Consider the following 25,357-nt stretch of genomic DNA (forward strand, 5'->3'; position numbering starts at 1 on the left):
CAGGGTGATTCTTCTGCAAAATTTACATTGGCTGTAATGTGTTTGATGGATCTAGTTGATCTGGGGCTGAATTTCTACAAAACGGCTATATAAGCCATTGGTGTCATATGCGGCAATTTCGAAGGTCAATTTACCTTCAAGATGATTGAAATAATAAGTATTCACATAACCGCCCTCGACAACAACCGAGGTGTAATCAGCTTCATTATCTACCTTGTAACGCAGTTCATAACCCCCAATTTCATCCGTTGCCAGTTGCTCGCCATTTTCACGCGCGGATGGCACTGCCCATTTCAATAACACAGGCCCGTTTATGAGGTTGCCCAGTCCAACAGATGACGACGACTGTTGCGATGAAAACGAAATAGCTGACGATGCGCTGGAGGATTCAACCGGTGCAGATGTTATTTCACTGCTAAGACTAGAGCTGGATGTTGGAGTCAGCGAAATCGCAGAAGAAGATTGCTCCACCATCACTGAGGACACTGCAGTATTGTTAGTCGTTTTGTTGCTGTTCGTTGTATTCGTTGCACCGCCACCGCCACCGCATGCCGTCGTCAATATAGGTGCAACAAACGACATAACCAGAGTGGCTTTACGCAAGCGGCTTTGCCACCCTAAAGTCTGCTTCAATTGCCGCCGGTTGATATACCCCAGCTCTACCAGTATTTCCCCAAGTGGCCCTGGCGTGCAAGCTTTTCCAGTTTCACTCAATACTTGACGAGCTTGCTGAATCTCGATGGCTTCGCGGAGTTGTTGCCGTGTAATCACGCCGCGCTCAATCAACATGTCGCCTAATCGCGTCAGTTTGTTCTGATTGGACATATTGATAACCCTACCCTATTAAATGCAAAATTTGTCATGAATGATTCAGCAAATTAAGACCATTTTAATACCAATTAATTTAGGCAAACTAAAAAAATTTCATCAACAGACGCCTCCATCTCCATATCAAGTTCTGTTCTATACAGAGCCAGCTAGCTCTGATGAATTATATTCTCCTTAATACTAACTAGCGCTTCCATAATAACCGATCTGCGGCAACCAATATTCATTCGCATAAAGCCGCTTCCACCTTCTCCAAACACTGAACCAGGGTTCATGCCCAGCTTGCAATCCTTAACAAAAAAATCGCGCAGCGCACTGTCATTTAAACCCAAGGCGCGGCAATCTAACCATAGCAGATAAGTCGCTTCTGGTTTTATTAACTTAATTTGTGGTAACTCGCGTGCGATAAAGTCAGCAGCAATATCGCGAGTTTGCTCCAAATAAATCATCAGCGCATCGAGCCATTCATCACCATCGCGATAGGCGGCCTCAAAAGCAACCATACTGAGCGGGTTGTAATTACCAACGTGCAAACGCTCAAAAACCTGTTTCATCGCATTTCGTTCTGCAAGGTTGGGAATAATCAAGGCTGACAAGCCCAAACCGGGAATATTGAAACTTTTATTGGGTGCAACTGTAGTGACAATTTTATCGCCCGGTTGTGACAGTCGGCCTAACATAGTGTGAGTTACGCCCGAGTAAACTAAATCGCAGTGAATGTCATCAGAGAGAATAGTTAAATTGTAGCGACGGCTAATGTCCAAGAGGCGTAGTAATTCGTCTTCTCGCCATACACGGCCAACCGGATTATGAGGTGTGCAGAGCAGCAACAAGCTCGCGCCCTGTTTTGCGCAATCCTCCAAATGCTCAAAATCAATTTCATAACGGCCATTCACTTCGCGTAGCGGGTTGTTGAATAATGTTCGATGATTGGTTGTTACTGCAGAAAAGAAGGGAAAATAGACCGGTGATTGCACTATCACGCCCTCACCTTCTTTAGTAAACGCCTGCACAGCAGCAAACAGCGAGGGTACAACCCCAGGGGCAAATACGATCCACTCGCGTTCAATTTTCCACTTGTGCCTGCGCACAAACCAATCGACAACAGCCTGATAAAGGCTTTCGGGGTAAAGCGTATAACCAAATACGGGGTGATTGATTCGTGTTTGCAATGCGTGTGTCACACATTCAGGGACTGCAAAATCCATATCGGCAACCCACAGCGGCAGCACATCACTGGTGCCAAAGTATTGCTGGCGACCATCAAACTTCACGCAACTGGTCTGCTCTCTATTAATGTATTGGTCAAAGTCAACCGTCATAAAATTATCCTGATACACTTAAAAAATATTGAATAGACTACCCGACATTCACCACAGAACACGCTACAGAATGATACGAATTTTCCTGGCATTAGTCTTTGTTGTTGCGGCTATACCTTTGCACGCAGAGAACAGCCTGAATGATACCCTCGTCGTTCGCATTCCCTACATGGAGCGCGAAGCGGCTCACCGTGTCTACGCGGATGAATTATTGCGTTTAGCGCTTGAGTTATCAAAGGACAAATACGGGCCTTATCAAATTGTGCAACAACGACAGGAAACCGTTATTCGCCGTCAGCTACTGGAAGTTGAGGCGGGCAAAAACCTCTCTCTCGCAGTATCCATGCCTACACCTGAGTGGCTGGAGAAAACCCAAATCGTTCAAGTGCCGATCATGAAGGGTCTTGCCAGTTATCGATTATTTCTTGCCAGCGATAAAAATCAGGCGATGCTTAAAAACATCAATACCTTAAAAGAATTGAAAGCATTAACTATCGGGCAAGGACAAGGTTGGTCTACAGCAAAAATTCTGGAGGACAACGGTTTCAACGTTATGCACGGTGGCCCCTACGCAACGCTAATTCCCATGTTAAAAGCAAATCGTTTTGAATTATTAATGCGCAGTATTTATGAAGTAGGGCCTGAACTGAATGCCTACAAACGTACAATGCCGGACTTAACGATTGTCAATAATTTTGGTTTGTACACTTATCTGCCTATGTATTTTTTTGTTTCCAAAAACCAACCACTGTTGGCCGAGCGATTAACGTATGGCCTGCATAGTGCTCATAAAAATGGGCAACTGAATAAACTGTTTGAATCACATTTTACTGAAGCCCTCAAACGCCTGCGCAATAAACAACGAAAAACGTTCTTTTTAACTAACACCAATATCGATAAAAGTTTCTTTGAGCAAGATAAACCCTACTTGCTCAAAGAAATTGTCGAGCTGGAAAAACAAAGCCGGAAGAAATGATTATAAGGATTACGGCAGAATACGAGACTACTCTGCCGCAGTTGTTTACTACTTACCCCGCCCCAATTTAACTAATCCGCTCCCAAAATGTAACCTCAGAAAGCGTATGCTGGAATTTACGTTTGGTTTCGCGAATCACAAATGGGACTTCTTGCGGACCTTTGATTAAACGGAAGTGTTTGCCCAGATGAGCTTGCAGCCCATCCAGTGTGGTGAAACTTTCGCCGTCCTTTTTGAAGCCTCCAATCCACTCTTCACGCGGTGTATGTTCGGTCAACCAGGTATAGGGCGAAGTTAGCATCAAAACGCCGCCCAGGTTTAAACGCTCGTGAATACTGGTGAGAAACTTCGCCGGGCTGTAAAGACGATCAATTAAATTGGCGGCGAGGATTAAATCATAGCCGGTGAATTGCGGTTTTAAATTACAAGCATCGCCCTGGAAAAATTCAACTTTGTGTTTGTATTCATTCAACCCCAAATCGTTTAATGAACGGGATTTGTAGGAAACCAGTTCACCTTCATCAGTTAAGGTGTAGCGCAAGGTTTCGCTGTTGGCGAGTTGGACACCCTGACCGATGAAACGGGCGGAAAAATCGATGCCGGTAACAAAATCAAATGCACGCGCTAATTCAAAAGTCGCGCGTCCAGAGGCACAACCCAAATCCAGTGCTTTATGTTTGGGTTTATCGCCAAGTGTTTTTATCGCGAGTTCAGCCAAGGCTTTAGAAAAATTGGGTACACCAAAATATTCATTCCCGTAATGGAATTCGGCATATTCAGATAAAAGTTTATCGGTTTCGTAATGGGAACTAGGCAAGGGTTTTACATCTCCGGAAACAACATAGCGAAAGCCCGCATGTTGGAAAAAGTGACGGCGGAATGCGTAGCGCGATGAGCGCAGGGTTTCATTACCGCAGGAAATCCATGAGCCACCCTTAATCAGATTGTGACGCTCATCGAATGTGGGTGTGGTGAAGTCATCGTAAATACTATGCACTTCAAAACCTTCAAAAGGATAAATCGGTGTTTCAGTCCACTGCCAAACGTTGCCGATGACATCGTAAAAATCCCCCTGTGCAAATTTATTCACCGGACAAGATGATGCAAAATGATCTAAATGAAGGTTGGCATTCGCAGCGGATTCACCAATATTGTGTAGGCCACTTACATCATACAATCGATACCATTCGTCCTCGGTGGGCAGGCGAACGTTCATACCAGTTTCAGATTTTTTCCAGTTACAAAATGCCTTTGCTTCGTGATAATTCACTTCTGCGGGCCAGTCCCAACACATAGGCACTTCTTCGGTCATTAACCGCAAATACCAGCCATTGGTTTTTTTAACCCAAAAGGTGGGGTGCTGTGCTTTAGTAAAAGCCAGCCAGCCTTTCCCCTCCTCCTCCCAGTTGTGTAAATTTAAATAGCCACCCGCTTCAACAAACGCTAAAAATTCTTGATTACTCACCAAAAATTTAGCGGCTTTAAATTCGCTAATGTCAGATTCATGCAAGCCGTATTCATTGTCCCAACCGTAGTAAGGGTCTTGTTTGTCTTTGGCAAGACGAACTGTTCCCGCAGCGACTGAAATTAATTCATTTGTTGGTGCAGTCGCCGATTCCTGCGCTGCTTGCCAATTGGATGAGCTTTTTACATATTGCAGTTTGTGTTGACGAATCAGTACGGATGATGTTTCCAAATGAATCCGCTCATGTTCAACCCCCATGATGATTGCCCACCAAGGGTTATTCCAATCAACCGGCATTTGCAGGGGGGCGGTTTCAATCAGGTTAACCACCAGTGTGCGCACTTTATCGCGATAGGCTTTTACTTCGGCGGGTGTAGGCCATTGGTAATGTGCTTCATTCAAATCATCCCAACTCATTTCGTCCACGCCTACGGCAAACATGGATTCAAAACGTTGGTTAATGCGTTCGCTGATCATGCGTGTCAGCAACAATTTATTTACAAAAAAAGTAGCAGTGTGACCAAAATAAAAAATCAGCGGATGACGTAAAGTGATGGGCTTAATGTAATAAGCCTGATCATTGGCCAGGCATTCAAAGAGCGATTCATAGCAATCAAACGTAGTGAGAAAATAGTCACGTAAAATTCGTCTAAAACTCGCTTCATCCCCCTCACGCAGGTTAGGTGTGCGAGTGAGTAAAGGATTGGCCGCAAAGCTTGAAAGTACTCGCGCTTGAGCGGAGCCCATCGATGAGGCGGCTTGGCGCAGCGTGTTATGTCCTGAGTGCATTGGTATGCTCCTGATTCTTTCCTGTAAGTAAGGCGGCGATCCACACCTGTAGGTGTTGCCATAGATCGTTGATCATGGATGCAGAAAACACCAATTTGTTACGCTAATCGCCACCCTTAACAGGCACTATTACTGGCGACCAACATAATCCTTGGCGAACTGCCATGCCACGCGACCACTGCGTGCACCGCGGGTTCTATGCCACAAGAGCGCAGCCTGCTCAGCTGCTTCCGTCCACTGACCGCCCAAATGAGCAATCCAGTACTGGGCGGCAGCGAGGTAATCGTCCTGACTGAATGGGTAAAAGCTCAGCCAGAGCCCAAATCGCTCCGACAGGGATACCTTTTCTTCAATGGCGTCACTTGGGCGCACTTCACCGCTTTCATCGCTAACATCCAGATTCTCGCGCATTTTTTGCGGGATAAGGTGACGGCGGTTACTGGTGGCATAGAACAGCATATTCGCAGTGGGTGCAGAAATAGATCCATCCAATACCGATTTCAACGCTTTATAGCTGATCTCGCCTTCTTCAAACGATAAATCATCGCAAAAGATAATGAACTTTTCAGGTCGTTCACCCAGTAAATCAACGATTTCGCTTAGATGCAGGAGGTCTGTTTTATCCACTTCGATAATCTTTAACCCCTTGGGGGCAAACTCAGCCCAGACGGCTTTGATCAGCGTGGATTTACCGGTACCACGTGCACCAGTCAGCAGTACGTTATTGGCGTCGCGCCCGGCCACAAACTGGGCCGTATTACGCAGAATAGACTGTTTTTGGTGCTCAATATTCTTCAACGACTCCAACGCGACTTTGTGCGGGTGTTTAACTGCCTGCAAATGGCCCTCACCGTTCACACGTGTACGCCAACGAAATGCGCTGGCATTCCAATCGGGTTCGGGGCGCTGAGCAGGCAATATTGCCTCTACTCGCTCAATTAGCTGCTCCAAACGGGATATGAATAAATCAAGATTTGACACGCTGGATTACCCTCTAAAATTGGATTAAGTTACTAGCCATGTGATAGCTCTGGGCTATATTGTAAAAGGTTTAATGGTAATTTCACGCAAAAGGTTTTCTATGTTTACCAAACAGGAATTGCAGGTTATTGGAAAAACATTGGCGCAAAAGCGCGATTGGATAACTAAAAACCTGAACAACACAGAAATCGAGAAAGCCAAGGCGCAGCTGATGCAAGACCTGCCCCTGATTGAATCCGCCTTACAAAAATTGAGCGATAAACTACACACTTTTGATGCCCCTGTTAACGAGCGTATCAATCACTACATATCGCCCAAGGCTGTATCCCCCATCCGCCAAGCGGCATTTGGTCGTCGTCAAGAGTTGTTGTCAGGGCAAATTCGAGTGTTGGTTGTAGATGATGACCAATTGATATGCGAGCTGATTAACGCATTTTTACGCGCATCAGGTATTTATCAGGTTGATTTTGCCAACGATGGGTTGAAGGCGATTAGCGCTATGTATGACGCAAATCCCATTTACGATCTGGTACTTTGCGATTGGAATATGCCTACCAAATCCGGCATTGATGTACACAATGCGATGCGCGCCGCAGAGCGTTATTTAGGTACGGTTTTTATGTTGGTTACCGCCGTAACAGAAGCCAAACAGATTCGCGCTGCCATTGAGGACGGTGTTGATGACTATGTGGTTAAACCTCTGGAGCAAGATAAGCTAATTAAAAAAATTGCGCGTTTCTTTCCGCAAGTTAAATTAGAAGATGAGAGCTAATGCTCTCATCTTTTTACCCTTCAACCTCCAACATAAAATCCAACGCGGCCTGCTGACGTATCGCCCGACGATGATTGGCCATTAATTTTTTAATCTTCTCCTGGTCGCACACCTGTCGATCAAGCATTACCCGCGTTTTTAATTCACCAACCGGTTCGGCTGTTGGGCATTTACTGAATACAAACTGGTTGGAAATCAAATCCATAAATGGGCCTGACTTACTGCTTGGCATAATAAAATTAAGCTGCAAGCCCAAGCTTTCCGTTAAGTAATTAATCACTTCACGGGAGCGATGCTCATCCATTTTAGAAAACGCCTCATCTACCAACACCATGCGCAAATGGCTGTTGCCTTCATTAAAGCGAAATGCGGAGGTAATGGCGGCGCTGCGAATAATGTAAGCCGGTGTTTCCAGCTGCCCGCCAGAGCCCGTGCCATATTGGCTGAGTGCAATGGGGGCTTTACCTTCTGGTTCTTTGTAAATTTCATAGCAGCGATAATTACGATAATCGGCAATGCGCGTTAATTCACGCAAGGCTTTTTGTTCGTCCTCATCCAGCAACATCGCCATTAGTCGTTCGCGCACACGCTGGTGTTTTTCATCCAGCTTCATATTGAACAGTGTTTCGCCTTCACCCAAGCTGGGGCTATCGATTACGGCTTTAAAGAATTGCCAATACTCTTTGAATTCAGGTACCCATTCCCAATCAAAACGGAAGCGCTCGCGGTCCGCGCCAAAGCGGTGATGTTCCAATTCTTTATTCAAATCTTCCAGCGTTTTCTTGCCATCGTTAATGGCTTGATAGATGGAGTGGCACAGATTGGTGACAAAGGCATTGTTAAAACTTTCACGCAGAGATTCTATTTCCTGATGTCGCTGAGCGAGAATATGATTTTTATCCCGATTATAGAGCGCATCAAATTGCCGACGCATATCGCAAATTGCGCGGAAATTCGCGCTTCCCAAATCGTCGTTGTAGTCAATATCAAACAAAATGGCATCGCTGGTTGCACAGAACTGGTTGTGCACCATCGCCGCTTGTTGCAAGCGATGTAAAATAGTTTTTAACTCGGCATTTACCCCAGCTAACTGGGTTTCAAAGTACTGCACGCTGTGTTGGCCTATCTCTTCATCGGCAAGTTGCAAACGTGCGTCCGCGTCAAAGTCTGGCCAGAATGCAGCAATCGCTTGCAGGTTGGCTTCGCAACTATCAACCTGCGCGAGGGTTTTATCTTGCTCTGCATCCAGTTTGTGGCAGAGATTATCCGCCAATTTTAATTCTGCGCGGCAATCCACTTGTGCATTGTTTAAGCGAGCATAATGTTGGTTCTGCTCCTGCAAACGCAATTGCAGTTCATTTAACTCTGCCTCTAATGCCGTGGTATCACTTAAATCCAATTGCTGCAATTTACTATCAATCGCTTGAATTTTTGTTTGTGCCGCCAGCATCGCCTGTAATGTTTCGGCATAACTCAAGGGCTTAAGTTTATCCAGCGCAAGCAAGAGTTCTTGGGCCTCTTCCGCATAAGCCGTTGCGGCTTGCCATTCACTTACCAGCGTATGGAATTCATTGCGTTTGGCATCCAGTGCGCGCTCGCGAGCGCCTTGGCCAAATACCAATTCTGAATCTGCCATATCACAGCGAAACATCGCGTAATTGCCCGAGCCCATAGCATCTTTGGTGATGCCGCGCCGCGTGTTTTTTAACTCTTTGGCATTTTCTACGCGTTGTACATTGCCATAACTCGCTTTAATGTAGGCCTCTGCGGTGGCGTGGGAAAAATTCATTACTTGAATAATGGAGTTACTAGTCGGTTCGCCAGATTTATCAATATCCTTACGCGCTTTATCGCCCTGAATAATGCGGGCGCGATTCCCCTGCCCTGCCATATTGCGCACAATAGCAATCGCCTCGGCTTCGTATTCCGGTTCAACAATAATGCCAAAACGTGCTGCGCCAATATAACCTTCGATCGCCGCTTGCCATTCGCGATCGGTGATATCCACGTAATCGCATAAAACCCTGGCATCGGCTTTCGGGCACTGGGTAGCAATCGCGTCAAGCGCGGCGCGCACAAAACCGGGGTAACTCACTTGACGTGATTCCAAGGTCTGGATTTCGCGGCGTTTTACCTCAGTATTTTTTTGCAAACGCTCAGCCTGGGTTTTGCGTTTATCGCGCTCCTGAGCGATTTGATCGCGTAAATTAATCCGCGCAACACCGGCATTGGAATCTTGCGTAAATAAGCTGGCGAAAAATGCATTGTGATGTTTTTGCAGCCCCACCACTTTTTCCAGCTGAGGTTCCAGCGGGCTAAGCTCAATCAAGTCACGATTGAGAAGCTGGTGGATATCCAGTGCCTCGGAATCGCTACACAGGTTTTTAACCAATGCCGTCAGGTTGCTATCTTTTAACGCAGGTAAATCCACTGCGATGGAGGTTTGGCGCAAAGCCAGTGAGAATTGTTGGGCAGCTTCAAGGTTAACCAAAAGTTGCTGATGTTGCTTACGCAGTTCCGGCACTTGGGTTTGAATCAGCTTTTCTTGAGCAACTTTTTCCTGTTCCAGTTGATCTTTATCACGCAGTGCCGGAACGCCTAAGCGGCGGGCTGTTGCGGCAAGAATCAATTGGTTAATTTCATCGCGCTGGGCTTCACAGGCAGATAACGATTGCTGATGTCCCGCCGAGCTTTCACGTAGCAATTGCTGTTTATGTTTTGCATCCAAATACAAACTTTGTGAGTCGGTATAGCGGCGTTTTGCTACAGAGTATTGCAGCACCTGTTGTTCAAGCCAGTTGGCGATAAAGTTGTCCGACCACTGACGCCCCTGTGCCATACGCTCAATGCCTTGGCGCAGCGTGCGGGCGTCTGACTCCATGGTATGAATACGTTTAAGCATGGTGGATACGGTGCGAATGGCTTCGCCTAAATCGCGGTACTCCAGAATCTCGTTGGCAACAAATTCATCGATACCCTTAATAGGTTTGTATGCCATAAAGCGCGAAAATGCGCGGGCGGCATTCATGGCTTCACGCTCGGAGATTGCATCCTTTTTGCCGCGCAAAACACCATAAAGCCGGCAGAGATAAGATTTTTTCTTGTCGTATTTCTCTACTTGTGACTGACCATATTTGCGGCGCAAACCAGCGTAGAGTTTGTCGAGTGGAACTACATACTTGTGTGTTTTTTCTTCTTTTAATAAATCGTTTAACCCCAGTTCTACATCACTCAGAATATAAAACTGGGTATCATCCAAACGGGCAACTTTTTGTAGGCCTGCTCCTTGCCCTGCTGTTTCTAAAAACGCACGCATGCCGATTAATGCGGTAAATGGCTCGCTATTTTCACCTTGTGTGGGGTGAAATATTGCCGCTAAATATCCATCGCAACCTTGCGGGCGGGAATACGCACCATCGTCACAGCCCAGCACATAGGATGCGAGTGTGCGCACCAGTTTTCCACCGCGGCCACGCTGACTCGATTCATCCTGCCCAGGGTTGAAATGAAACAAATTATCATGGGCTGCCGTCATGATGGTTTGAATCGCATCCGCCGCCGTAGTTTTGCCCGAGCCATTGCCGCCGGAAAATAAATTAATCGGCCCAAATTCAAACTCGGTATTGGGTACATTGCCCCAGTTAACGTAAATAAACTTTTTCAGATACATAACTATTCTTCAGCGGCAAAAAGCGAGCGATTAAAATGCGGGGTGGGCTTGACGGGGGATGGACGAGCGTCGCTTGCTGTGCTGGGCTCTTCTGCATCCTCATCAACTAGTAGTAAGTTTTCTGCAAGGTGATTACGGATCTGCTCAAGCCATTCGTTATTAACGAGATTAATGATTAACGGGCGAATTTTTATCCAGCTTTCACTGGAATCAATATCTGATTCGGCGAAAAAATTAATCAACCGCAGCTGGCGTAAACGTTTAAACGCTTGGCGACGCTCACCGATATTTTCCGGCAAGCTGCGACGCAGCAAACTTTTCATCGCCATGGCGATGGCTTCGAGTGATAAAGTGGCGCAACCCTGCTCGTCAATGCTACCTTCACGTAACGCTTTGTCGTATTCGGCGCGCAGCACTAATACCAAAGCAACTTCGTGTTGATTTAAGCGGCTGCGCAACCCTGCGTTGAAAGGCTCGTCAGTTTCATCATCCATACCAGGTAAACGTGCACCCGGCGGCAGAATGCGTACAAAACGAAAATGGCTGTCATGCTGAAAGCGAATTCCCATCAAACTCAAGTAATCATTCAGTAGTTCATGAATACGCAAAAAGCGGTCATAGAGTTCGGCTTCAACCTGACTGTCATCGCGACATAAGACACCGTAATCCAGTAGCCGCTGTACCAGCTCACGCCAGTTTTCCAAACTTAAATTGTGTTTATCCAACTGCTCCTGCAGGAGCGAGCTTAATGCGTTACTCATGGGGCTTACCTTCATCGGTCAAGCTAATTACAAATTCATCGCGCTGCTTAAAGTAAGCGCCATTTGCTACCAAAGGCTGTTGGTGCAACCATTCGCTATTTTGTTGAACACAAAAACGATAACGGGACGAAAGATTGTCTGCAGCGCCAACTTCAATGGCATGGGAGAGATTTAATAATTCCTGCATGGAATTCGCCTGCAACTCGCTGCTGCGAATCTCACCTTTTTCCAGCAGTGCACGATGGACATACTCACGCACACTACTGGATTGCAAAATAAAGGCTTTATCCAACGCTTGTTGAATGAACAATGATTTTTGAGCTTCTGCATCCAATGCTTTATCCTCGTCAAGCATTGAGCGTACAACTTGAATATTGCGCGGCGCACGCAATTGGATTTGCGCAGGGTCGATATAACCCATTTGGATACTGGCAATCGCTTCGCCTTGCACAACTAATACCTCATCCTGCTGCTCGGGCGATAAATTGCCAAGCGAGCGGTAAATGTCCATCAGGTCATCCTGCCCGCGGCTATTAATGTAGCTGAGCTGGCGAATAATAATGTCAGCCCGCTGGGTAAAGGTGTTCAATGCGCGCCGCAGCGCGGGCAACATAATGTCACAGGCATTTTTCAAGCGTGAATCAATGGTTTGCAGCAAGGTCTCCAGCAGCGATACGCCGGGAACTACTTTTTGCGGTAATGCTTTGCGCAAGCGAATTTCCATTACTGCGCGCCAATCTTTTGCAGCGGTTTCTTCATCGCCCAAACCGTATTTCCGTTTGCGGCGAATTTTGGTGATTATGTCGGAAATTTGGTCGCGGTATTTTTCTACACTATCAGCAGACAAACGTACTTCCAGGTCAGGTTTGAATACCGTCTCCATAAAATCAAAAAACTCATCGCTCGCTTGCTGAATTAATTGGCGTGATTCCACTTCACGTACCAATTGACGCTTGCGCTCCTCAAGCTCGGCGATGACATCGGTGAAATCACTGATGATTCGCTCTGAGTATTCATAAGCATCGAGCAAATCGTTAATTTCACCTTGATCGTAAAAGGCTTGCAAACTATTGCGGGTGTTACGGGTGTTGCGATTGCGGGTACGAAATTGATTCGCATCGTTATCGGCAAAGGGCTGGGTAAATAAACGGCCCATGCGACTAAAACCATAGCTACTTTGCAAACTGGTTTCGTCGACTTGCTTTTCCAGCCAACCATTTTCAATTAAACGGTTAATAATAAAACTCGCCAGATCACGCTGGGTTTTAAAGCGCCCCTCACTTGCATCCTCACCTTCGGTATCGACATCAAGATCAATATCCAAAATGGGCGCGCGAGCAATTGCCTCTTTAAAAATATCGACTAGCTGTTCACGATTAATCGCATGTCCATAGTCACGCAGATCTGTGTATAAACGCTGATATAAAAGACGCAGGCACTCAGCAGCGAGCGCCCGGTATTTACCCGTGAGCGGATTAAAAAAATGAAGCCGGGAATCGCTAAAAAACATCAGAAGGGTTCACAAAGTTGCGGCGAATAAATTACAGACAATGTTTGGCAAAAAGCGATTGCTCATCTTCAGTCCAATCTTTAGCGTCTTTCACCATCATCACTTCACACCAATCATCGCTACCCACTTCAGGTATACGACCATTTAGTGCAGCGACACGATCAAGCGATTCCTGCGGTTTTATATCACCTACAGTCTGTACCATTTGTTGGTTTGATTGTTGCGCTTTTAATTCCTGCTGAGCAATTTCAGCCACTAAATTCATGGCTGCAACGGTTTTTTCCTGCTCATTCACTAGCTGTTCTGTTTGTTGCTCAGATTTTTTATTAGTCGATTGAATCATAAATAACCCTAAACCCAGCACCAACACACTGAGAATTAACAATATGACAAGGAATTTTTGCTCGCGAAACAATGACATCATTACTTATAAATCCTGATTCTAATTTCAACCCAATAAGCAAAACTTAAAGCCATTCAGCCATTTTTTCGGCATAGTAAGTGATAATTAAATCAGCTCCTGCACGCTTAAATGCCGTCATGGTTTCAAGAACGATAGATCTCTCATCGATAACACCGGCAGCCGCGCCGGCTTTAATCATCGCGTATTCGCCGCTCACATGGTAAACCGCCAAGGGGCGCGCCGAATTGGCGCGAATACTGGCAAGAATATCCAAATACGCAATGCCCGGTTTTACCATGAGAATATCGGCGCCTTCCATTTCATCCTGCATGGATTCGGCAAGCGCTTCACGTGAATTGGATGGATCCATTTGATAGGTGTTGCGCGTGCCCTTAAAGCTGCTATCAACCGCGTCTCTAAACGGGCCATAAAATGCAGAAGCAAATTTGGTGGAGTAAGACATGATTGGAATATGCGTAAACCCGGCGCTGTCCAACGCTTGGCGAATTGCACTGATCATGCCGTCCATCATGCCCGACGGGGCAATCATATCGACACCGGCTTGCGCTGCCAGTACAACTTGTTTTTGTAAATTTGCGAGAGTTTTGTCGTTATCCACATCATCATGGGTAACTACACCGCAGTGACCATGGTCGGTGTATTCGCAGAAACAGTTATCGCTAATAACTAACATTTCTGGCTGTGCTGCTTTTGCGGCACGAATCATTCGTGCGAGCAAACCATGCTCACACCAGGTATCGGAACCCTCGTGATCTTTATGTGTGGACACACCAAACAAAATAATTGCACGCACACCCTTGTCCCAAGCGCGCACTACAATATCTGCGAGTTGCGCTTCCGGGTAGCGAAATACACCCGGCATGGATTTAATTGGAACCGGCTCACTAATGCCCTCTTCCACAAAAATGGGCAAAATAAAATCGCTCATATGCAAATGAGTTTCACGCACTAATTCACGCAGGGCTGTAGTTCTGCGCAGGCGACGAAAACGAAAGTCAGGTTTGGTCAGTGGAATCTGCATAACTAAACTCAATAAATATTTAAATGCTCAAAGAGCCTTCGTGGCTCCATTCACAGCGTACCCGCATATTGCCAGAGCCGGGCTTATGAAAACTTCCGTTCGCTTCCCAAGTAAATGTATGTGTACCTGACAATTCCGTCTCCAAGTGAACGGTTGCAGAAACCCAATACATTTTGCTCAGCAGCGACTCAAACTGGGCAATCCATTGATCCCATTCATATTCCACTGCCTTGTAAGACGCGCCGAAGTGCATGACTTCTGTTTGATAATTAAAAAATGGCGAATTAACACGAGGAATAGAAAACATTTCCTGACTCAGAAACGGCCACTCGTCTGCATGAGGTAAAGACAGCATCGCATCCCGGTTAACACGAATACGTTCAGACTCCAGCGCTGACGGTGATACATCCTTAATACAACCGTAGACAATTGATTCTTGATCCATAATCACTCCGACATTAGTAACGACAACTAACGACTTTTAAAACGGCCACCACCAACTGCCTTTAAACCGATCCTCACAGGCGCGCAACTGATAGTCATATTGCTGTGCACGGGATTCAACTTTACGGGCAGTATTGATTAACCAATTCTTTCGCTTATAAGTCCCACGATTAAAGCCTCCGTGGCCTTCGTGATACGCGAGATACAAATTATAACTGTCCCCGGGGTTGATTCGGCTGCGGGTTTGGCTTTGTCTGTTATACCAACCAATAAAATCAATCGCATCACCAAAATTATCGCGGCGCGACCAACCATTTCCACTGTTTTTTTGGTATTCATTCCAGGTGGCATTTTTTGCCTGGGGGTAACCATAAGCATCACTAGGACGCGGCCCTGGAATCACCCACAGGATTTTTGTGCGTGCTGGCCGTGCATTATGTTTGAATTGAGACTCCTGAAACATGATTGACATCATGGTCGGTACTGATGAGCCCCAACGTTTTTCGGCTTTTTTTGATTCTTTGTACCAAGAAGGTTTTTCATCAAAAATTGCACAGAGATCTTGAGGTTTTGTTGGGGGCAAGCTGGAGCACCCGATTAAACCTATTAAGCCAACCAGACACAGCAACCGCGCAAAAACTATTAATGCGTTTTTATATTGCATTGCTAAATGCTCCTTCCATGCTGCTGTAGTAACTCAAGTAATCCCGCTTCGTCCATCACCTTCAGGCCCAGCTCTTCTGCTTTAGCGAGTTTTGATCCAGCGCCCGGCCCAGCGACAACATAATCTGTTTTAGCGGATACGCTACCGGCTACTTTTGCGCCAAGCGCTAGCAAGTGTGCTTTGGCATCATCACGAGAGAGCGATTCCAATGTGCCCGTTAATACATAAGTAAGCCCAGCCAGTGGCAACTCCTCAGGGCTCACGACATCAATGTTGTCCCAATGAATACCATGATTACGCAATGCAGATACGGCGATAATATTGCACTCTTGTGCAAAAAATTCCGCTACAAAGTGTGCGACCACAGGGCCAACATCAGGCACTTTTTGTAAGGTCTCCTGATCGGCAGCCGCCAGCGCCTCAAAACTGCCAAAGTAATTGGCAAAATTGCGCGCGGTTGCCTCCCCCACTTCACGAATTCCCAAGGCATAAATAAATTTTGCCAAGGTGGTTTTTTTGGAGGTCTCTAACGCGCTTAGAATATTATCCGCAGACTTTTCCCCCATGCGCTCCATGGCCGATAATTGTTCGCGACTCAGGGAATAAATATCCGCAAGATTATTGACCAAGCCCAAATCGACAAGCTGTTCTACGAGTTTATCTCCCAAGCCCTCTACATTCATTGCCTTGCGTGAAACAAAATGTTTAATCGCTTCTTTGCGCTGCGCTGCGCACACTAGCCCGCCTGAGCAACGAGCGACAGCTTCATCGGCAACTGTCTCTACGGGCGAACCACAAACCGGACATGAGTCAGGGAAAATAATATCGCGGGCATCGGGTGTTCGCTTACTTTCTACCACTTGCACAATCTGCGGAATAACATCACCCGCGCGACGAACAATAACCGTATCGCCAATTTTTATGCCTAGGCGATTAATTTCATCGCGATTGTGAAGCGTTGCATTAGAAACGGTAACGCCACCCACAAATACGGGCTGCAAACGAGCCACTGGCGTGACGGCACCAGTGCGGCCGACTTGAAACTCCACATCCAACAATAGTGTGGATTCTTCTTGCGCAGGAAATTTATAAGCAATAGCCCAGCGTGGTGCACGAGAAATAAAACCGAGCTTTTCTTGTAACTCGCGGGAGTTAACCTTGAAAACTATACCGTCAATATCGTAAGCAAGTCCGTCGCGTCTCAGTCCAATTCGACGATAAAAATCCATTGCTTCCTGAATATTTTTTGCAACTTGCGTTTCGCGATTGGTTAAAAAGCCCCAGTTTTTTAAAGCAGTTAAGGTGCCGCTATGGGTTTCCGGCAACTGACCACCATCAACCAATCCAACACTGTATGCACACATTTCGAGCGGGCGACTTGCCGTAATGCGAGGATCCAATTGGCGCAAAGAACCTGCGGCCGCATTACGTGGATTTACAAACAATTTTTCACCCGCCCCCCGAGCTTTTTCATTGAGCGCTTCAAAACCGGCCTTGGGCATATAGATTTCGCCGCGAACTTCTAAAACTTCGGGATAACCTTCCCCGTGCAGACGCAAGGGAATTGATTTAATGGTACGTACATTTTGAGTGATATCTTCACCATTGGTGCCATCACCCCGTGTTGCACCACGCACAAGTACGCCGTCGCGATATAACAAACTGACAGCAATACCATCCAGTTTTAATTCGCATGCGTACTCAATATCCCCCGTACTTTTAAGGCGATCTTGTACACGTTGATTAAACGCCAATAAGTCTTCATCGCTAAATGCATTATCCAAGGACAGCATTGGCATTTCGTGAATCACTGTCTGGAATGCAGACAGCGGCGCAGCACCGACCCGTTGGGTTGGCGAGTCGGGTGTGACAGAATCTGGAAACTGAAGTTCTAGTTCACGTAAACGCTGCATTAACCGATCGTAGTCGGCATCGGTTATTTGGGGATCATCCAATGCGTAGTAACGATAACTGTGGAAATTAATTTCCTGACGCAGCTGTTGAATTTCTGGGGGGAAATTATCAAAGAGAGACAAAGTAGACATGAATGAATGTACCTGAAGAAGCGAATCCTGCGGTTAGCAACACGCTGCGATTCATGCCTTGATAGACAGCAGATGCATCCCTGCATCTTAAGAATTTATCTTAGTGGCGCGGTGGACGGCGAAATAGACGAGTTCGTTCAAAATCACGAATACGCTGGCGACAATGTTCGAGTGTTTGACGAGTCATCACACTGCGTTGCTCATCTTTTAATTCGCCATTTAATGTTTCTGCCATCGCACGTGCAGTATCCGCCATCAAATCAAATGATTGCATTGAATCTGCATTAATCGGTAAAGTCATAAACAAACTTACGCCTGGAGTTTCAAATTCATCCATAGCATCAAGATCAAAAGTTCCTGGCTTCACCATATTCGCCATACTAAATAGCAGTGCACCATCGCCTTTTGCATCACTGTAGCGATGGAAAATATCCATGCTTCCGTAGCGCATACCGCATTTTAGGATGATGTCTAATAAGTCACCGCCCTTAAACATCTCACCTTTATGAGCCATTACGTTAATAATTAAAACCTCTTCCGGTTCTGGCGCGGGCTGTTGGTTTAATTCATTTTTGTTTTGCGCTGCTTGCTGCTGATGATCTTCATATTCATCATCTTCTTCGTAATCTTCATCATCATAGTCAGCATCACCTTGCTCATGATCGTCCTGCGGAAGCTCATCCTCGTATTCGTAATCTTCCTCTTCATTGGAATCTATATCATCTCTTTCATCATCAAGTTCACGCACATAGGGGTGATCATCTTCCTCGTAGTCCTCTCCTTCGTAATCTTGTCCTTCATTGACATGATCGAGATCCGAGTCAGGTGTTACAGCGGAAAAGCTGGGCTCTATACGCTCATCCAGCGGCAATGAACGATTTTTATCTTCCACTGATTCCATCAAAATAGGCACCGACTGTCCAAGATTGAGACTGGTCTGCTGGGGTTCGCGTTGAGCTCGTGTAATAGGCGCTTCTGTAAGCGCATTACGCTGCTGTTTTTCTGTGTAGGATTTGGCGTGCGCCTTTTTTTCAATACTTGGAATTGGCGCTTGTGGGTCGCGCTTTGCTACTACACGAGCGCCACCATTAGGCAGTTCACTGGTATAACTAGGTGCTGCAGCAAGCTGATCTTCTTCATCTTCCAGTGCTGGCTGCTTAAGGCTTTTTTTAAGTGAGCGCGACACTTTAATTTTGCCAGTGCGCTCATTATGTTTGCGTCTGATTCCATCGACCAGAATCAAAACAATAAACAGGAATCCGATAATGATGACCCAATCTTTCATAAGGTTATCCGTAATATGTATTTAGTGTTAAACCGCAGCGAGTTCTGCGGCCTCGTCAACATCTACTGTCACCAGGCGTGAAACACCGGGCTCGTGCATGGTGACGCCCAACAATTGGTGCGCCATCTCCATCGCATTTTTATTGTGTGTGATGTAAATAAACTGCACTTGGGCTGACATTTCTTCAACCATACGTGCATAGCGCCCTACGTTTGCGTCATCGAGCGGTGCATCTACCTCATCCAGCATACAGAAAGGCGCCGGGTTCAAACGGAAAATAGAAAATACCAATGCAATTGCTGTTAGCGCTTTTTCGCCGCCCGACAGCAAATGAATAGTACTGTTACGCTTACCTGGCGGGCGAGCCATAATGGTAATGCCTGTATCCAACAGTTCGTCACCGGTCAGTTCAAGATAAGCATGGCCACCGCCAAAAACTTTAGGGAACAGCTCCTGCAAACTCTTGTTAACCTGATCAAATGTTTCTTTGAAGCGCGTACGCGTTTCGCGATCAATACGCTTGATAGCATTCTCAAGCGTTTCAAGTGCTTCCATCAAATCCGCATTTTGCGCATCAAGATAATTTTTGCGTTCGGATTCGGTTTTATATTCATCAATGGCAGCAAGGTTAATTGGGCCCAAACGGCTAATGCGACCGGCAATGGATTCCAATTCCTCTTCCAACGGTTTTACTTCTGTACCTTCAGGCATTTCAGCCAGAATAATATCCAGATTTAATTCTTCTTCCTCAAGCTGTTCAACAATGCCAGCACGCTGCACTTCGAACATTTGCGCTGCTAAACGCTCCTGCTCCAAATGTGTACGCACTGCTTGCACTTCTTGCTCGGCGCGATTGCGCGCTTGCTCAGAGTTGCGTAATTCGTGCTCCACAGTTTCCAGCGCCCGACGAGCTTCAGTTAATGACGCTTCTACAGAGAGACGCTTGGACAATGAGGCCTCAAGCTCTAATTTATATTCCTCTACCGGATCGCGATTATCGGCAATGCTAGCAATTAATTGTTCACGCCGTTCATGCAAGCGAGCAACTTGTTCGCGCAAGCGTCCAATCCCCAAGCGAATTGATTCCAGCTGGGTTTTTACAGACTGATAGCGCATTGCAATTTCGTGCGCTTTGTCTTTGTCGTGGCGGGCGCGTTGTCGTGCGCTATCCAAACCGGAACGAATATCATCGCGCTGCTGCAATAATGACTCTCTCAGGTCAGTATCCTGCTCCATCATTTCGATGGCTTCGCTCAGAATTACTCGTGCTTCCGACAAATGCTCTGCTTCTTGCTCCATTTGCTCGCGCGCTTCGCGGATTTCATTTTCAGCACGCTCACGACGCATATTCATTTGTTCGATACGAACTTGTTTGGCACTCAACTGTGAGCGCAACTCGCTGTGTTTGCGGTTCTGCTCATCCACTTCGCGCCGCAGGGCTTCACGCTCCTGTTCAAGGCGCTTGATGGCGTCACGCCCCTTATCAAGCTGCGAGCTTAATAACTCAACTTGTTCTTCAGCGCTGGCAATTGCTGCGGTGAGTTCTTCTAATTCCTGACGGCGGGCAATAACACCAGAGCTTGCATCCGTATCGCGTGTGACACGTACCCAGTGTGCGCTCAACCATATTCCATCGCGAGTAATCACGGATTCATTGGCTGTGAGCTGTTTGCGCAATGCAAGCGCTGCAGATAAATCATCAGCAATATAAATTCCGGCGAGCACGCCTTGCGCATCCCATTCAGCGCTAACTTTCGTGCTTAACAATTCTGCTTTTGTAAAAGGCGCCGCCGCTGTTTTTGCCTGCGGGTCAAATAACACCAATTCACCTTGAGTGAGATTTGTCAGCAGGCCAGCTACGGCATCAAGTTGATCGACACAAACCGCTTGTAACGAATTGCCTAGCACTGTCTCTAATGCTTTGTCCCAGCCATCGACAACCGCGATTGATTCGGCAAGTCGCGACTGCCCAGATAAATTATTCTTGGCGAGCCATTCGGTTACGGCTTTATTTTTTTCGCCCATGGCTGCTTGTTGCAATGCTTCCAGTGAAGCATGGCGGCCGCGCATTTTCTGCAATTGACTGCGCGCCTGATCAAGCTCATTGACGAGGCGGTTATTTTCATTACGGGTTGTATCAAGTGTTTCTACAAAACCATCGAGACGCGCTCGTTTTTCATCGGCAATCAAATCCAACTCTGCAAGCTGCTCAGTGAGCTCATTAATCGACTCGTCGTCAGAGCCATCCTGCAAGTTCGTTTTTTCTTCGCGTAATTTTTCGATGCGTTGCAGTAAGCGCTGCTGAACTTGCTCCAAATGCTGGATACGGGACTGTTGGACTTCTGCACGCTGACGCGGCTCGGCTGCGCGCTGATTAAAACTATCCCAATCATTTTGCCAGCGTTGCATTGCCTCTTCGGCATCAATCAAGGACTCACTGGAAGTTTCTTCCGCAGCCTTCACCAACTCCAATTCTGGTTCCAGCTCCAGTAGCTCCTCTTCCCAGGCCTCAACTTTTTGGGTATCTATGGCAAGATTTTCTTCTGCTTCTTTGCTGTCGCGACTGGTTTGATCCAGATCTGTTTGAAGCTGACGCGCACGTTCATTAGCATGCTGGATGCTTTGTTCAAGGCGCGCAATTTCAGCACCAATAGCGTAATAACGTCCTTGAACTTCGTTAAACTTATCGCCCAGTTCAGTGTACTGGGTGCGATACTTTTCAATTTGGGTATCTTTATTGACTTGATCAGTCACAAAAGATTCCATGCGCAATTCCAAGTCACGGATGGCTAGCTGTTTGGCCTTGGCTTGCTGATCAAGCTGCTGGTATTTGAGCGCCTGCAACTGCGCTTTTAACAAGCGTTCTTCTTTTTTATATTCGGCATATTTTTCGGCGGCTTGTGCCTGGCGCTGCAAACGTGATAGTTGCCGCTCGAGCTCATCCCGAATATCGGTTAAACGCTCCAGGTTTTCCTGGGTGCGGCGCATACGGCTTTCTGTGTCGCGACGACGTTCTTTATATTTGGAAATACCGGCGGCTTCTTCAATGTAAACCCGTAATTCTTCGGGCTTGGCTTCGATTAACTTCGAAATCATGCCCTGTTCAATAATGGCGTAACTGCGGGGGCCCAAGCCGGTACCGAGGAAAATATCGGTAATGTCGCGGCGGCGACACTTGGTGCCATTCAAGTAATAGCTGTTATCACCATCGCGAGAAACTTTACGTTTAATACTGATTTCACTGAAACCCGCGTACTCGCCAGTCAGTGTTGCATCTGAATTGTCGAACACCAGCTCGATGGAGGCCTGACCGACTGGTTTACGACCACTGGAGCCATTAAAAATAACGTCAGTCATGTTTTCGCCACGCAGGTTTTTGGCTGATGATTCACCCATTACCCAACGTACCGCGTCGATAATATTTGATTTGCCGCAGCCGTTTGGCCCGACAACAGCGCATAAATTGCTGGGGAAGTTGACCGTTGTCGGATCAACAAACGATTTGAAGCCAGCCAGTTTGATGCACTTTAACCGCATAGATCCGTATCACTCATGATTCAGCAGGTTTTTGCGATTGAAGCGCCCATCTTCAATCCACCTGTTCAAGAAATAGTCCGCTGGCGATTCGAGTCGCCTAGCTGTTTGATTTTGTTAGTCTTTTTGACTGCTATAAAATTTTAAGAAAACGCCAAATTAACCACTAAGGGCGGGATTCTACACATTTGTGTAGAGCTTTACACCCGCCCAAAACGGCAAACATGGGATTGCTTATCAAGTGCGGCAGTGGTCGCCTGCTTTTTAAGCGATTCATCTATTCCTAAATAAATTACAACCCTAGGGAGCGACTTGCTCACTGATGGTTATTTGCAAATCTGCCGGCGCAGCAGCCGCATCCACGGGGCCGATACTGCCTTGCCAATCACCCGCTTTCGCGGTTGCTGTACCATCCTGTGATACCCTCGCCACTAATTCAACACTATCAACTGTGGCGAGTGTCATAGCATCGGTCATTGCCATTGCTTCAGTTAGCAATACGCGCTTGGGTAATTCAGATACTTTGAAACGGGCAATCGCCAAAGGCATTTTGGCCCCCTGCCACGCTCGTGCATAAACAAAAACCAACTGGTCGGGTTGAACCTTCACATCGTTCGCCAGTGAAACATTAACCGCGATTTGCCGCCCGTTGCGCGCTGCATCCAATTGTTCCTGAGTACCGCCGTTGGCAAAAAACAGCCCGGCAGCTCGCTCTATGCCTGCGGTAAGCGCCTGACCACCAGCGGAGTCCGGGCCACTTAGATTAACCACCCGCCCCCAATATTTAATGGCACCTAGATAGTCTTGCTTTCCGAAAGCGTCTATACCTGCCAAGCCCAACGCCATAGTGTTATCAGGGTCTAGCTTTAAGGCTTTTTGTACTAAATCAACAATTGCCGGGTTGACTTTGCTCCCATCGCGCAGAAACATTGCCTGAGCTGCCTCAGCCATCACCATTGATGACTCTTTATCTCGCTCTAACACTTGCAAATAGGCATTGGTTGCGTTGGTAAAATCGCTTATGTCCATGTACATCCGGGCGAGAAAAAACCAGTATTGAAGCTGATCCGGGTTATCGGCCAGACGAGCCTCAATTAAGTGGATCATCTCACGGGTACGCACCGGGTCAGGATTTCGCCCCGCTTGATAGTCCAGCATATCAAGATGCTGTTTTTCGGCTTGCGCCATTCGTATCTCGACATCGGCACTACTGCCCAGCTCGCGATATAAACCATAAGCGGCAAGCAATGCCGCAAGTGCTACCACCGCAAAGGTAATACCACCAACGTTAAGTTGGCGCGTTTGCTGTGCTGCACGAATATTAGCTTCATCATCCAGCAGTGCTCGCTCTTGTTCGAGCTTCAGTTGGGCAAACTGTGCGGAATCAATTCGACCGGAAGCAAGTTGCGACTCCAGTTCGGCCACATGCTCGTGAAATAAACGCACATTTTCAGCAAGTCGCTCTTCCACATTAACTGCTGCAGTTATGGAATTTTGCGACCTGTAGCGCCAAACCGGCCAAAAAATAAATAACGTAGCGATAATACACAGCGCAACAGCGCCTCCCCACAGAGCGGTCATTGCTTGTTCTCCTGCTTGGCAACTGAATCTTTATTTCGCCTGCTGCCCAATAGCCCAGCAAGGCGCTCTCGCTCCTCGGGAGACAAACTTGACCCACTGGCCGTCAAGTCAATCGAACGGCGTTTGCGCACAATGAGTAGCAATAAGATGATGCCTGCAATCAGCAAAAATATTGGTGCCCCCCACAGCAATAGAGTGGACGACGTAACTCGTGGTCGATAAAGGATAAATTCGCCATAACGCTCCACCATGAAATCCACGATCTCTTTGTCTGACTTTCCGTCCTCTATCATTAGATAAAGCTCCCGACGCAAATCCATGGCTATTGGTGAATCCGAACCGGAAAGATTTTGGTTCTGGCATTTAGGGCAGCGCATTTCATCAATAAAACTTTGATAGCGTTTGCGATCAACCTCATTGTCGAATTCATGCACATCAATTGCCGCCATACTCCACGACGAAAACACTAAAAATCCGACATACAGACCTAGCCTTAATAATTGTGATCGCATAACAAGCCATCCGCCGCAAATGAAAATTTGTGCGCGAGTATAACAACTCATAAGCATGAGAGGTACGCCTGAATAAAGGGTAAAAACTGATCGCAAGCGATTGTTTTGCAACCACTTTTTAGGTTTTTTACATTTTTTTGGAAAAACTGTAAGAAAAAGGTTGACCGAAATTTTTACATCATTAAAATACGCGCCACCAACAAGGTGATCGCTGAAAAGCGAATATCTTGGGCGGTTAGCTCAGTTGGTAGAGCAATGCCCTTACAAGGCATGGGTCACAAGTTCGAGTCTTGTACCGCCCACCACTTATACTCAAAAGGTAATAGTGGTTCTTAGTGACGCTGCGGACCGGTAGTTCAGTCGGTTAGAATGCCGGCCTGTCACGCCGGAGGTCGCGGGTTCGAGCCCCGTCCGGTCCGCCATATATGAAATGAAAAAAGCCCCATATCTGGGGCTTTTTTTATGTCCGCAATATAATGACTAACGAGAAAATAATCGTACTAAAACACAAAAAGCCCACAAGGGGCCCTTTGGTTTCTATCTGAGTATTTAGGTTTTCTCTGCGCTCACTTAAATAGCTTTCTTATTTAGTTCTCTATCTGCTTTTGCAGAGTCTTCTTTAATGTGTTTGTACGCATAGATACCGACATAAGTAATCATTATGCAAGCCAAAGCCACGATTACCAGACCATAAGCAACAATAGAATCCATATACATAAGGCACCTCCGCCAATTGATTCAACGGATTCAGTCTACTTATGCCTGGAATAAAA

19 protein-coding genes and 2 tRNA genes are annotated in these 25,357 nt (G+C 46.6%); 4 read left to right on the plus strand and 17 right to left on the minus strand.

What is annotated here, in order from left to right; genetic code table 11:
• Window positions 1-51 precede the first annotated feature (51 nt).
• Both D0B88_RS13390 and D0B88_RS13395 read right to left on the minus strand, forming a co-directional pair.
• Window positions 52-825 (minus strand): hypothetical protein, encoded by a 774-nt coding sequence (locus D0B88_RS13390; RefSeq protein WP_151057765.1) that lies wholly within the window; start codon window positions 823-825, stop codon window positions 52-54.
• 152 nt (window positions 826-977) lie between these two features.
• On the minus strand, window positions 978-2,150 hold the full coding sequence (locus tag D0B88_RS13395) for a MalY/PatB family protein (RefSeq protein ID WP_191966434.1): 1,173 nt from the start codon (window positions 2,148-2,150) through the stop codon (window positions 978-980).
• 70 nt (window positions 2,151-2,220) lie between these two features.
• Here D0B88_RS13395 and D0B88_RS13400 point away from each other — a divergent pair, with 70 nt between their 5' ends.
• Window positions 2,221-3,126, plus strand: coding sequence for an amino acid ABC transporter substrate-binding protein (locus D0B88_RS13400; protein ID WP_151057770.1), 906 nt, complete (start codon window positions 2,221-2,223; stop codon window positions 3,124-3,126).
• Between the two features lie 67 nt (window positions 3,127-3,193).
• On the opposite strand, the gene ovoA is transcribed toward D0B88_RS13400, so the two are convergent.
• Window positions 3,194-5,380, minus strand: a complete 2,187-nt coding sequence (gene ovoA / locus D0B88_RS13405) for a 5-histidylcysteine sulfoxide synthase (protein WP_225318367.1) — start codon at window positions 5,378-5,380, stop codon at window positions 3,194-3,196.
• A 129-nt stretch (window positions 5,381-5,509) separates the two neighbouring features.
• On the minus strand, window positions 5,510-6,361 hold the full coding sequence (locus D0B88_RS13410) for an ATP-binding protein (protein ID WP_151057772.1): 852 nt from the start codon (window positions 6,359-6,361) through the stop codon (window positions 5,510-5,512).
• 100 nt (window positions 6,362-6,461) lie between these two features.
• Here D0B88_RS13410 and D0B88_RS13415 point away from each other — a divergent pair, with 100 nt between their 5' ends.
• Window positions 6,462-7,133: a response regulator gene (locus D0B88_RS13415; RefSeq protein WP_151057774.1), complete on the plus strand. Its 672-nt coding sequence runs from the start codon at window positions 6,462-6,464 to the stop codon at window positions 7,131-7,133.
• A 13-nt stretch (window positions 7,134-7,146) separates the two neighbouring features.
• Here the strand turns inward: D0B88_RS13415 and D0B88_RS13420 are convergent, their stop codons facing one another.
• The 12 genes from D0B88_RS13420 to D0B88_RS13475 form a co-directional block, all read right to left on the minus strand.
• Window positions 7,147-10,803, minus strand: coding sequence for an ATP-binding protein (locus D0B88_RS13420; protein ID WP_151057776.1), 3,657 nt, complete (start codon window positions 10,801-10,803; stop codon window positions 7,147-7,149).
• A 2-nt stretch (window positions 10,804-10,805) separates the two neighbouring features.
• Window positions 10,806-11,564, minus strand: coding sequence for a DUF4194 domain-containing protein (locus tag D0B88_RS13425; RefSeq protein WP_007641296.1), 759 nt, complete (start codon window positions 11,562-11,564; stop codon window positions 10,806-10,808).
• Complete coding sequence (locus D0B88_RS13430; protein WP_151057778.1) at window positions 11,557-13,074, minus strand: Wadjet anti-phage system protein JetA family protein; 1,518 nt, start codon at window positions 13,072-13,074, stop codon at window positions 11,557-11,559. Before D0B88_RS13430 ends, D0B88_RS13425 begins: the two co-directional genes overlap by 8 nt.
• A gap of 31 nt (window positions 13,075-13,105) precedes the next feature.
• Window positions 13,106-13,498, minus strand: coding sequence for a DUF3012 domain-containing protein (locus D0B88_RS19150; RefSeq protein WP_225318368.1), 393 nt, complete (start codon window positions 13,496-13,498; stop codon window positions 13,106-13,108).
• A gap of 43 nt (window positions 13,499-13,541) precedes the next feature.
• Window positions 13,542-14,519 carry a porphobilinogen synthase gene (gene hemB, locus D0B88_RS13440; protein WP_151057780.1) on the minus strand — a complete coding sequence of 326 codons (978 nt, stop codon included), beginning with the start codon at window positions 14,517-14,519 and terminating at the stop codon, window positions 13,542-13,544.
• Window positions 14,520-14,538: 19 nt separating this feature from the next.
• The gene (locus D0B88_RS13445; RefSeq protein WP_151057782.1) at window positions 14,539-14,964 is read right to left on the minus strand and encodes a hypothetical protein; all 426 of its coding nucleotides are present in this window, start codon (window positions 14,962-14,964) and stop codon (window positions 14,539-14,541) included.
• A 36-nt stretch (window positions 14,965-15,000) separates the two neighbouring features.
• The gene (locus D0B88_RS13450; RefSeq protein ID WP_007641305.1) at window positions 15,001-15,627 is read right to left on the minus strand and encodes a transglycosylase SLT domain-containing protein; all 627 of its coding nucleotides are present in this window, start codon (window positions 15,625-15,627) and stop codon (window positions 15,001-15,003) included.
• Between the two features lie 2 nt (window positions 15,628-15,629).
• Complete coding sequence (gene ligA / locus D0B88_RS13455) at window positions 15,630-17,672, minus strand: NAD-dependent DNA ligase LigA (protein ID WP_151057784.1); 2,043 nt, start codon at window positions 17,670-17,672, stop codon at window positions 15,630-15,632.
• A gap of 100 nt (window positions 17,673-17,772) precedes the next feature.
• On the minus strand, window positions 17,773-18,957 hold the full coding sequence (zipA, locus tag D0B88_RS13460) for a cell division protein ZipA (RefSeq protein WP_151057786.1): 1,185 nt from the start codon (window positions 18,955-18,957) through the stop codon (window positions 17,773-17,775).
• A gap of 27 nt (window positions 18,958-18,984) precedes the next feature.
• Window positions 18,985-22,494, minus strand: a complete 3,510-nt coding sequence (smc, locus tag D0B88_RS13465; RefSeq protein ID WP_151057788.1) for a chromosome segregation protein SMC — start codon at window positions 22,492-22,494, stop codon at window positions 18,985-18,987.
• Between the two features lie 297 nt (window positions 22,495-22,791).
• Window positions 22,792-24,072 carry a c-type cytochrome biogenesis protein CcmI gene (ccmI, locus tag D0B88_RS13470; protein ID WP_151057790.1) on the minus strand — a complete coding sequence of 427 codons (1,281 nt, stop codon included), beginning with the start codon at window positions 24,070-24,072 and terminating at the stop codon, window positions 22,792-22,794.
• The gene (locus tag D0B88_RS13475) at window positions 24,069-24,584 is read right to left on the minus strand and encodes a cytochrome c-type biogenesis protein (protein ID WP_040392004.1); all 516 of its coding nucleotides are present in this window, start codon (window positions 24,582-24,584) and stop codon (window positions 24,069-24,071) included. The genes ccmI and D0B88_RS13475 overlap by 4 nt, the downstream gene beginning before the upstream one ends.
• A gap of 229 nt (window positions 24,585-24,813) precedes the next feature.
• Here D0B88_RS13475 and D0B88_RS13480 point away from each other — a divergent pair.
• Together D0B88_RS13480 and D0B88_RS13485 are read left to right on the plus strand one after the other, a co-directional pair.
• A tRNA-Val gene (locus D0B88_RS13480) sits at window positions 24,814-24,889 on the plus strand.
• A gap of 40 nt (window positions 24,890-24,929) precedes the next feature.
• Window positions 24,930-25,006, plus strand: a tRNA-Asp gene (locus tag D0B88_RS13485).
• 148 nt (window positions 25,007-25,154) lie between these two features.
• On the opposite strand, the gene D0B88_RS19020 is transcribed toward D0B88_RS13485, so the two are convergent.
• Window positions 25,155-25,295, minus strand: a complete 141-nt coding sequence (locus D0B88_RS19020; RefSeq protein ID WP_191966435.1) for a hypothetical protein — start codon at window positions 25,293-25,295, stop codon at window positions 25,155-25,157.
• Window positions 25,296-25,357: the final 62 nt, after the last annotated feature.

This window comes from Cellvibrio sp. KY-YJ-3, assembly GCF_008806955.1.
Taxonomy (GTDB): domain Bacteria; phylum Pseudomonadota; class Gammaproteobacteria; order Pseudomonadales; family Cellvibrionaceae; genus Cellvibrio.

Bases quoted from the DNA above. Each gene is read 5' to 3' on its own strand.
- ovoA (WP_225318367.1), bottom strand. From the start codon at position 5,380: ATGCACTCAGGACATAACACGCTGCGCCAAGCCGCCTCATCGATGGGC.
- D0B88_RS13390 (WP_151057765.1), bottom strand. From the start codon at position 825: ATGTCCAATCAGAACAAACTGACGCGATTAGGCGACATGTTGATTGAG.
- D0B88_RS13400 (WP_151057770.1), top strand. From the start codon at position 2,221: ATGATACGAATTTTCCTGGCATTAGTCTTTGTTGTTGCGGCTATACCT.
- ligA (WP_151057784.1), bottom strand. From the start codon at position 17,672: ATGTCTACTTTGTCTCTCTTTGATAATTTCCCCCCAGAAATTCAACAG.
- hemB (WP_151057780.1), bottom strand. From the start codon at position 14,519: ATGCAGATTCCACTGACCAAACCTGACTTTCGTTTTCGTCGCCTGCGC.
- D0B88_RS13415 (WP_151057774.1), top strand. From the start codon at position 6,462: ATGTTTACCAAACAGGAATTGCAGGTTATTGGAAAAACATTGGCGCAA.
- smc (WP_151057788.1), bottom strand. From the start codon at position 22,494: ATGCGGTTAAAGTGCATCAAACTGGCTGGCTTCAAATCGTTTGTTGAT.
- D0B88_RS13450 (WP_007641305.1), bottom strand. From the start codon at position 15,627: ATGCAATATAAAAACGCATTAATAGTTTTTGCGCGGTTGCTGTGTCTG.
- zipA (WP_151057786.1), bottom strand. From the start codon at position 18,957: ATGAAAGATTGGGTCATCATTATCGGATTCCTGTTTATTGTTTTGATT.
- D0B88_RS13475 (WP_040392004.1), bottom strand. From the start codon at position 24,584: ATGCGATCACAATTATTAAGGCTAGGTCTGTATGTCGGATTTTTAGTG.
- D0B88_RS13420 (WP_151057776.1), bottom strand. From the start codon at position 10,803: ATGTATCTGAAAAAGTTTATTTACGTTAACTGGGGCAATGTACCCAAT.
- D0B88_RS13395 (WP_191966434.1), bottom strand. From the start codon at position 2,150: ATGACGGTTGACTTTGACCAATACATTAATAGAGAGCAGACCAGTTGC.
- D0B88_RS19150 (WP_225318368.1), bottom strand. From the start codon at position 13,498: ATGATGTCATTGTTTCGCGAGCAAAAATTCCTTGTCATATTGTTAATT.
- D0B88_RS13425 (WP_007641296.1), bottom strand. From the start codon at position 11,564: ATGAGTAACGCATTAAGCTCGCTCCTGCAGGAGCAGTTGGATAAACAC.
- D0B88_RS19020 (WP_191966435.1), bottom strand. From the start codon at position 25,295: ATGGATTCTATTGTTGCTTATGGTCTGGTAATCGTGGCTTTGGCTTGC.
- D0B88_RS13445 (WP_151057782.1), bottom strand. From the start codon at position 14,964: ATGGATCAAGAATCAATTGTCTACGGTTGTATTAAGGATGTATCACCG.
- ccmI (WP_151057790.1), bottom strand. From the start codon at position 24,072: ATGACCGCTCTGTGGGGAGGCGCTGTTGCGCTGTGTATTATCGCTACG.
- D0B88_RS13430 (WP_151057778.1), bottom strand. From the start codon at position 13,074: ATGTTTTTTAGCGATTCCCGGCTTCATTTTTTTAATCCGCTCACGGGT.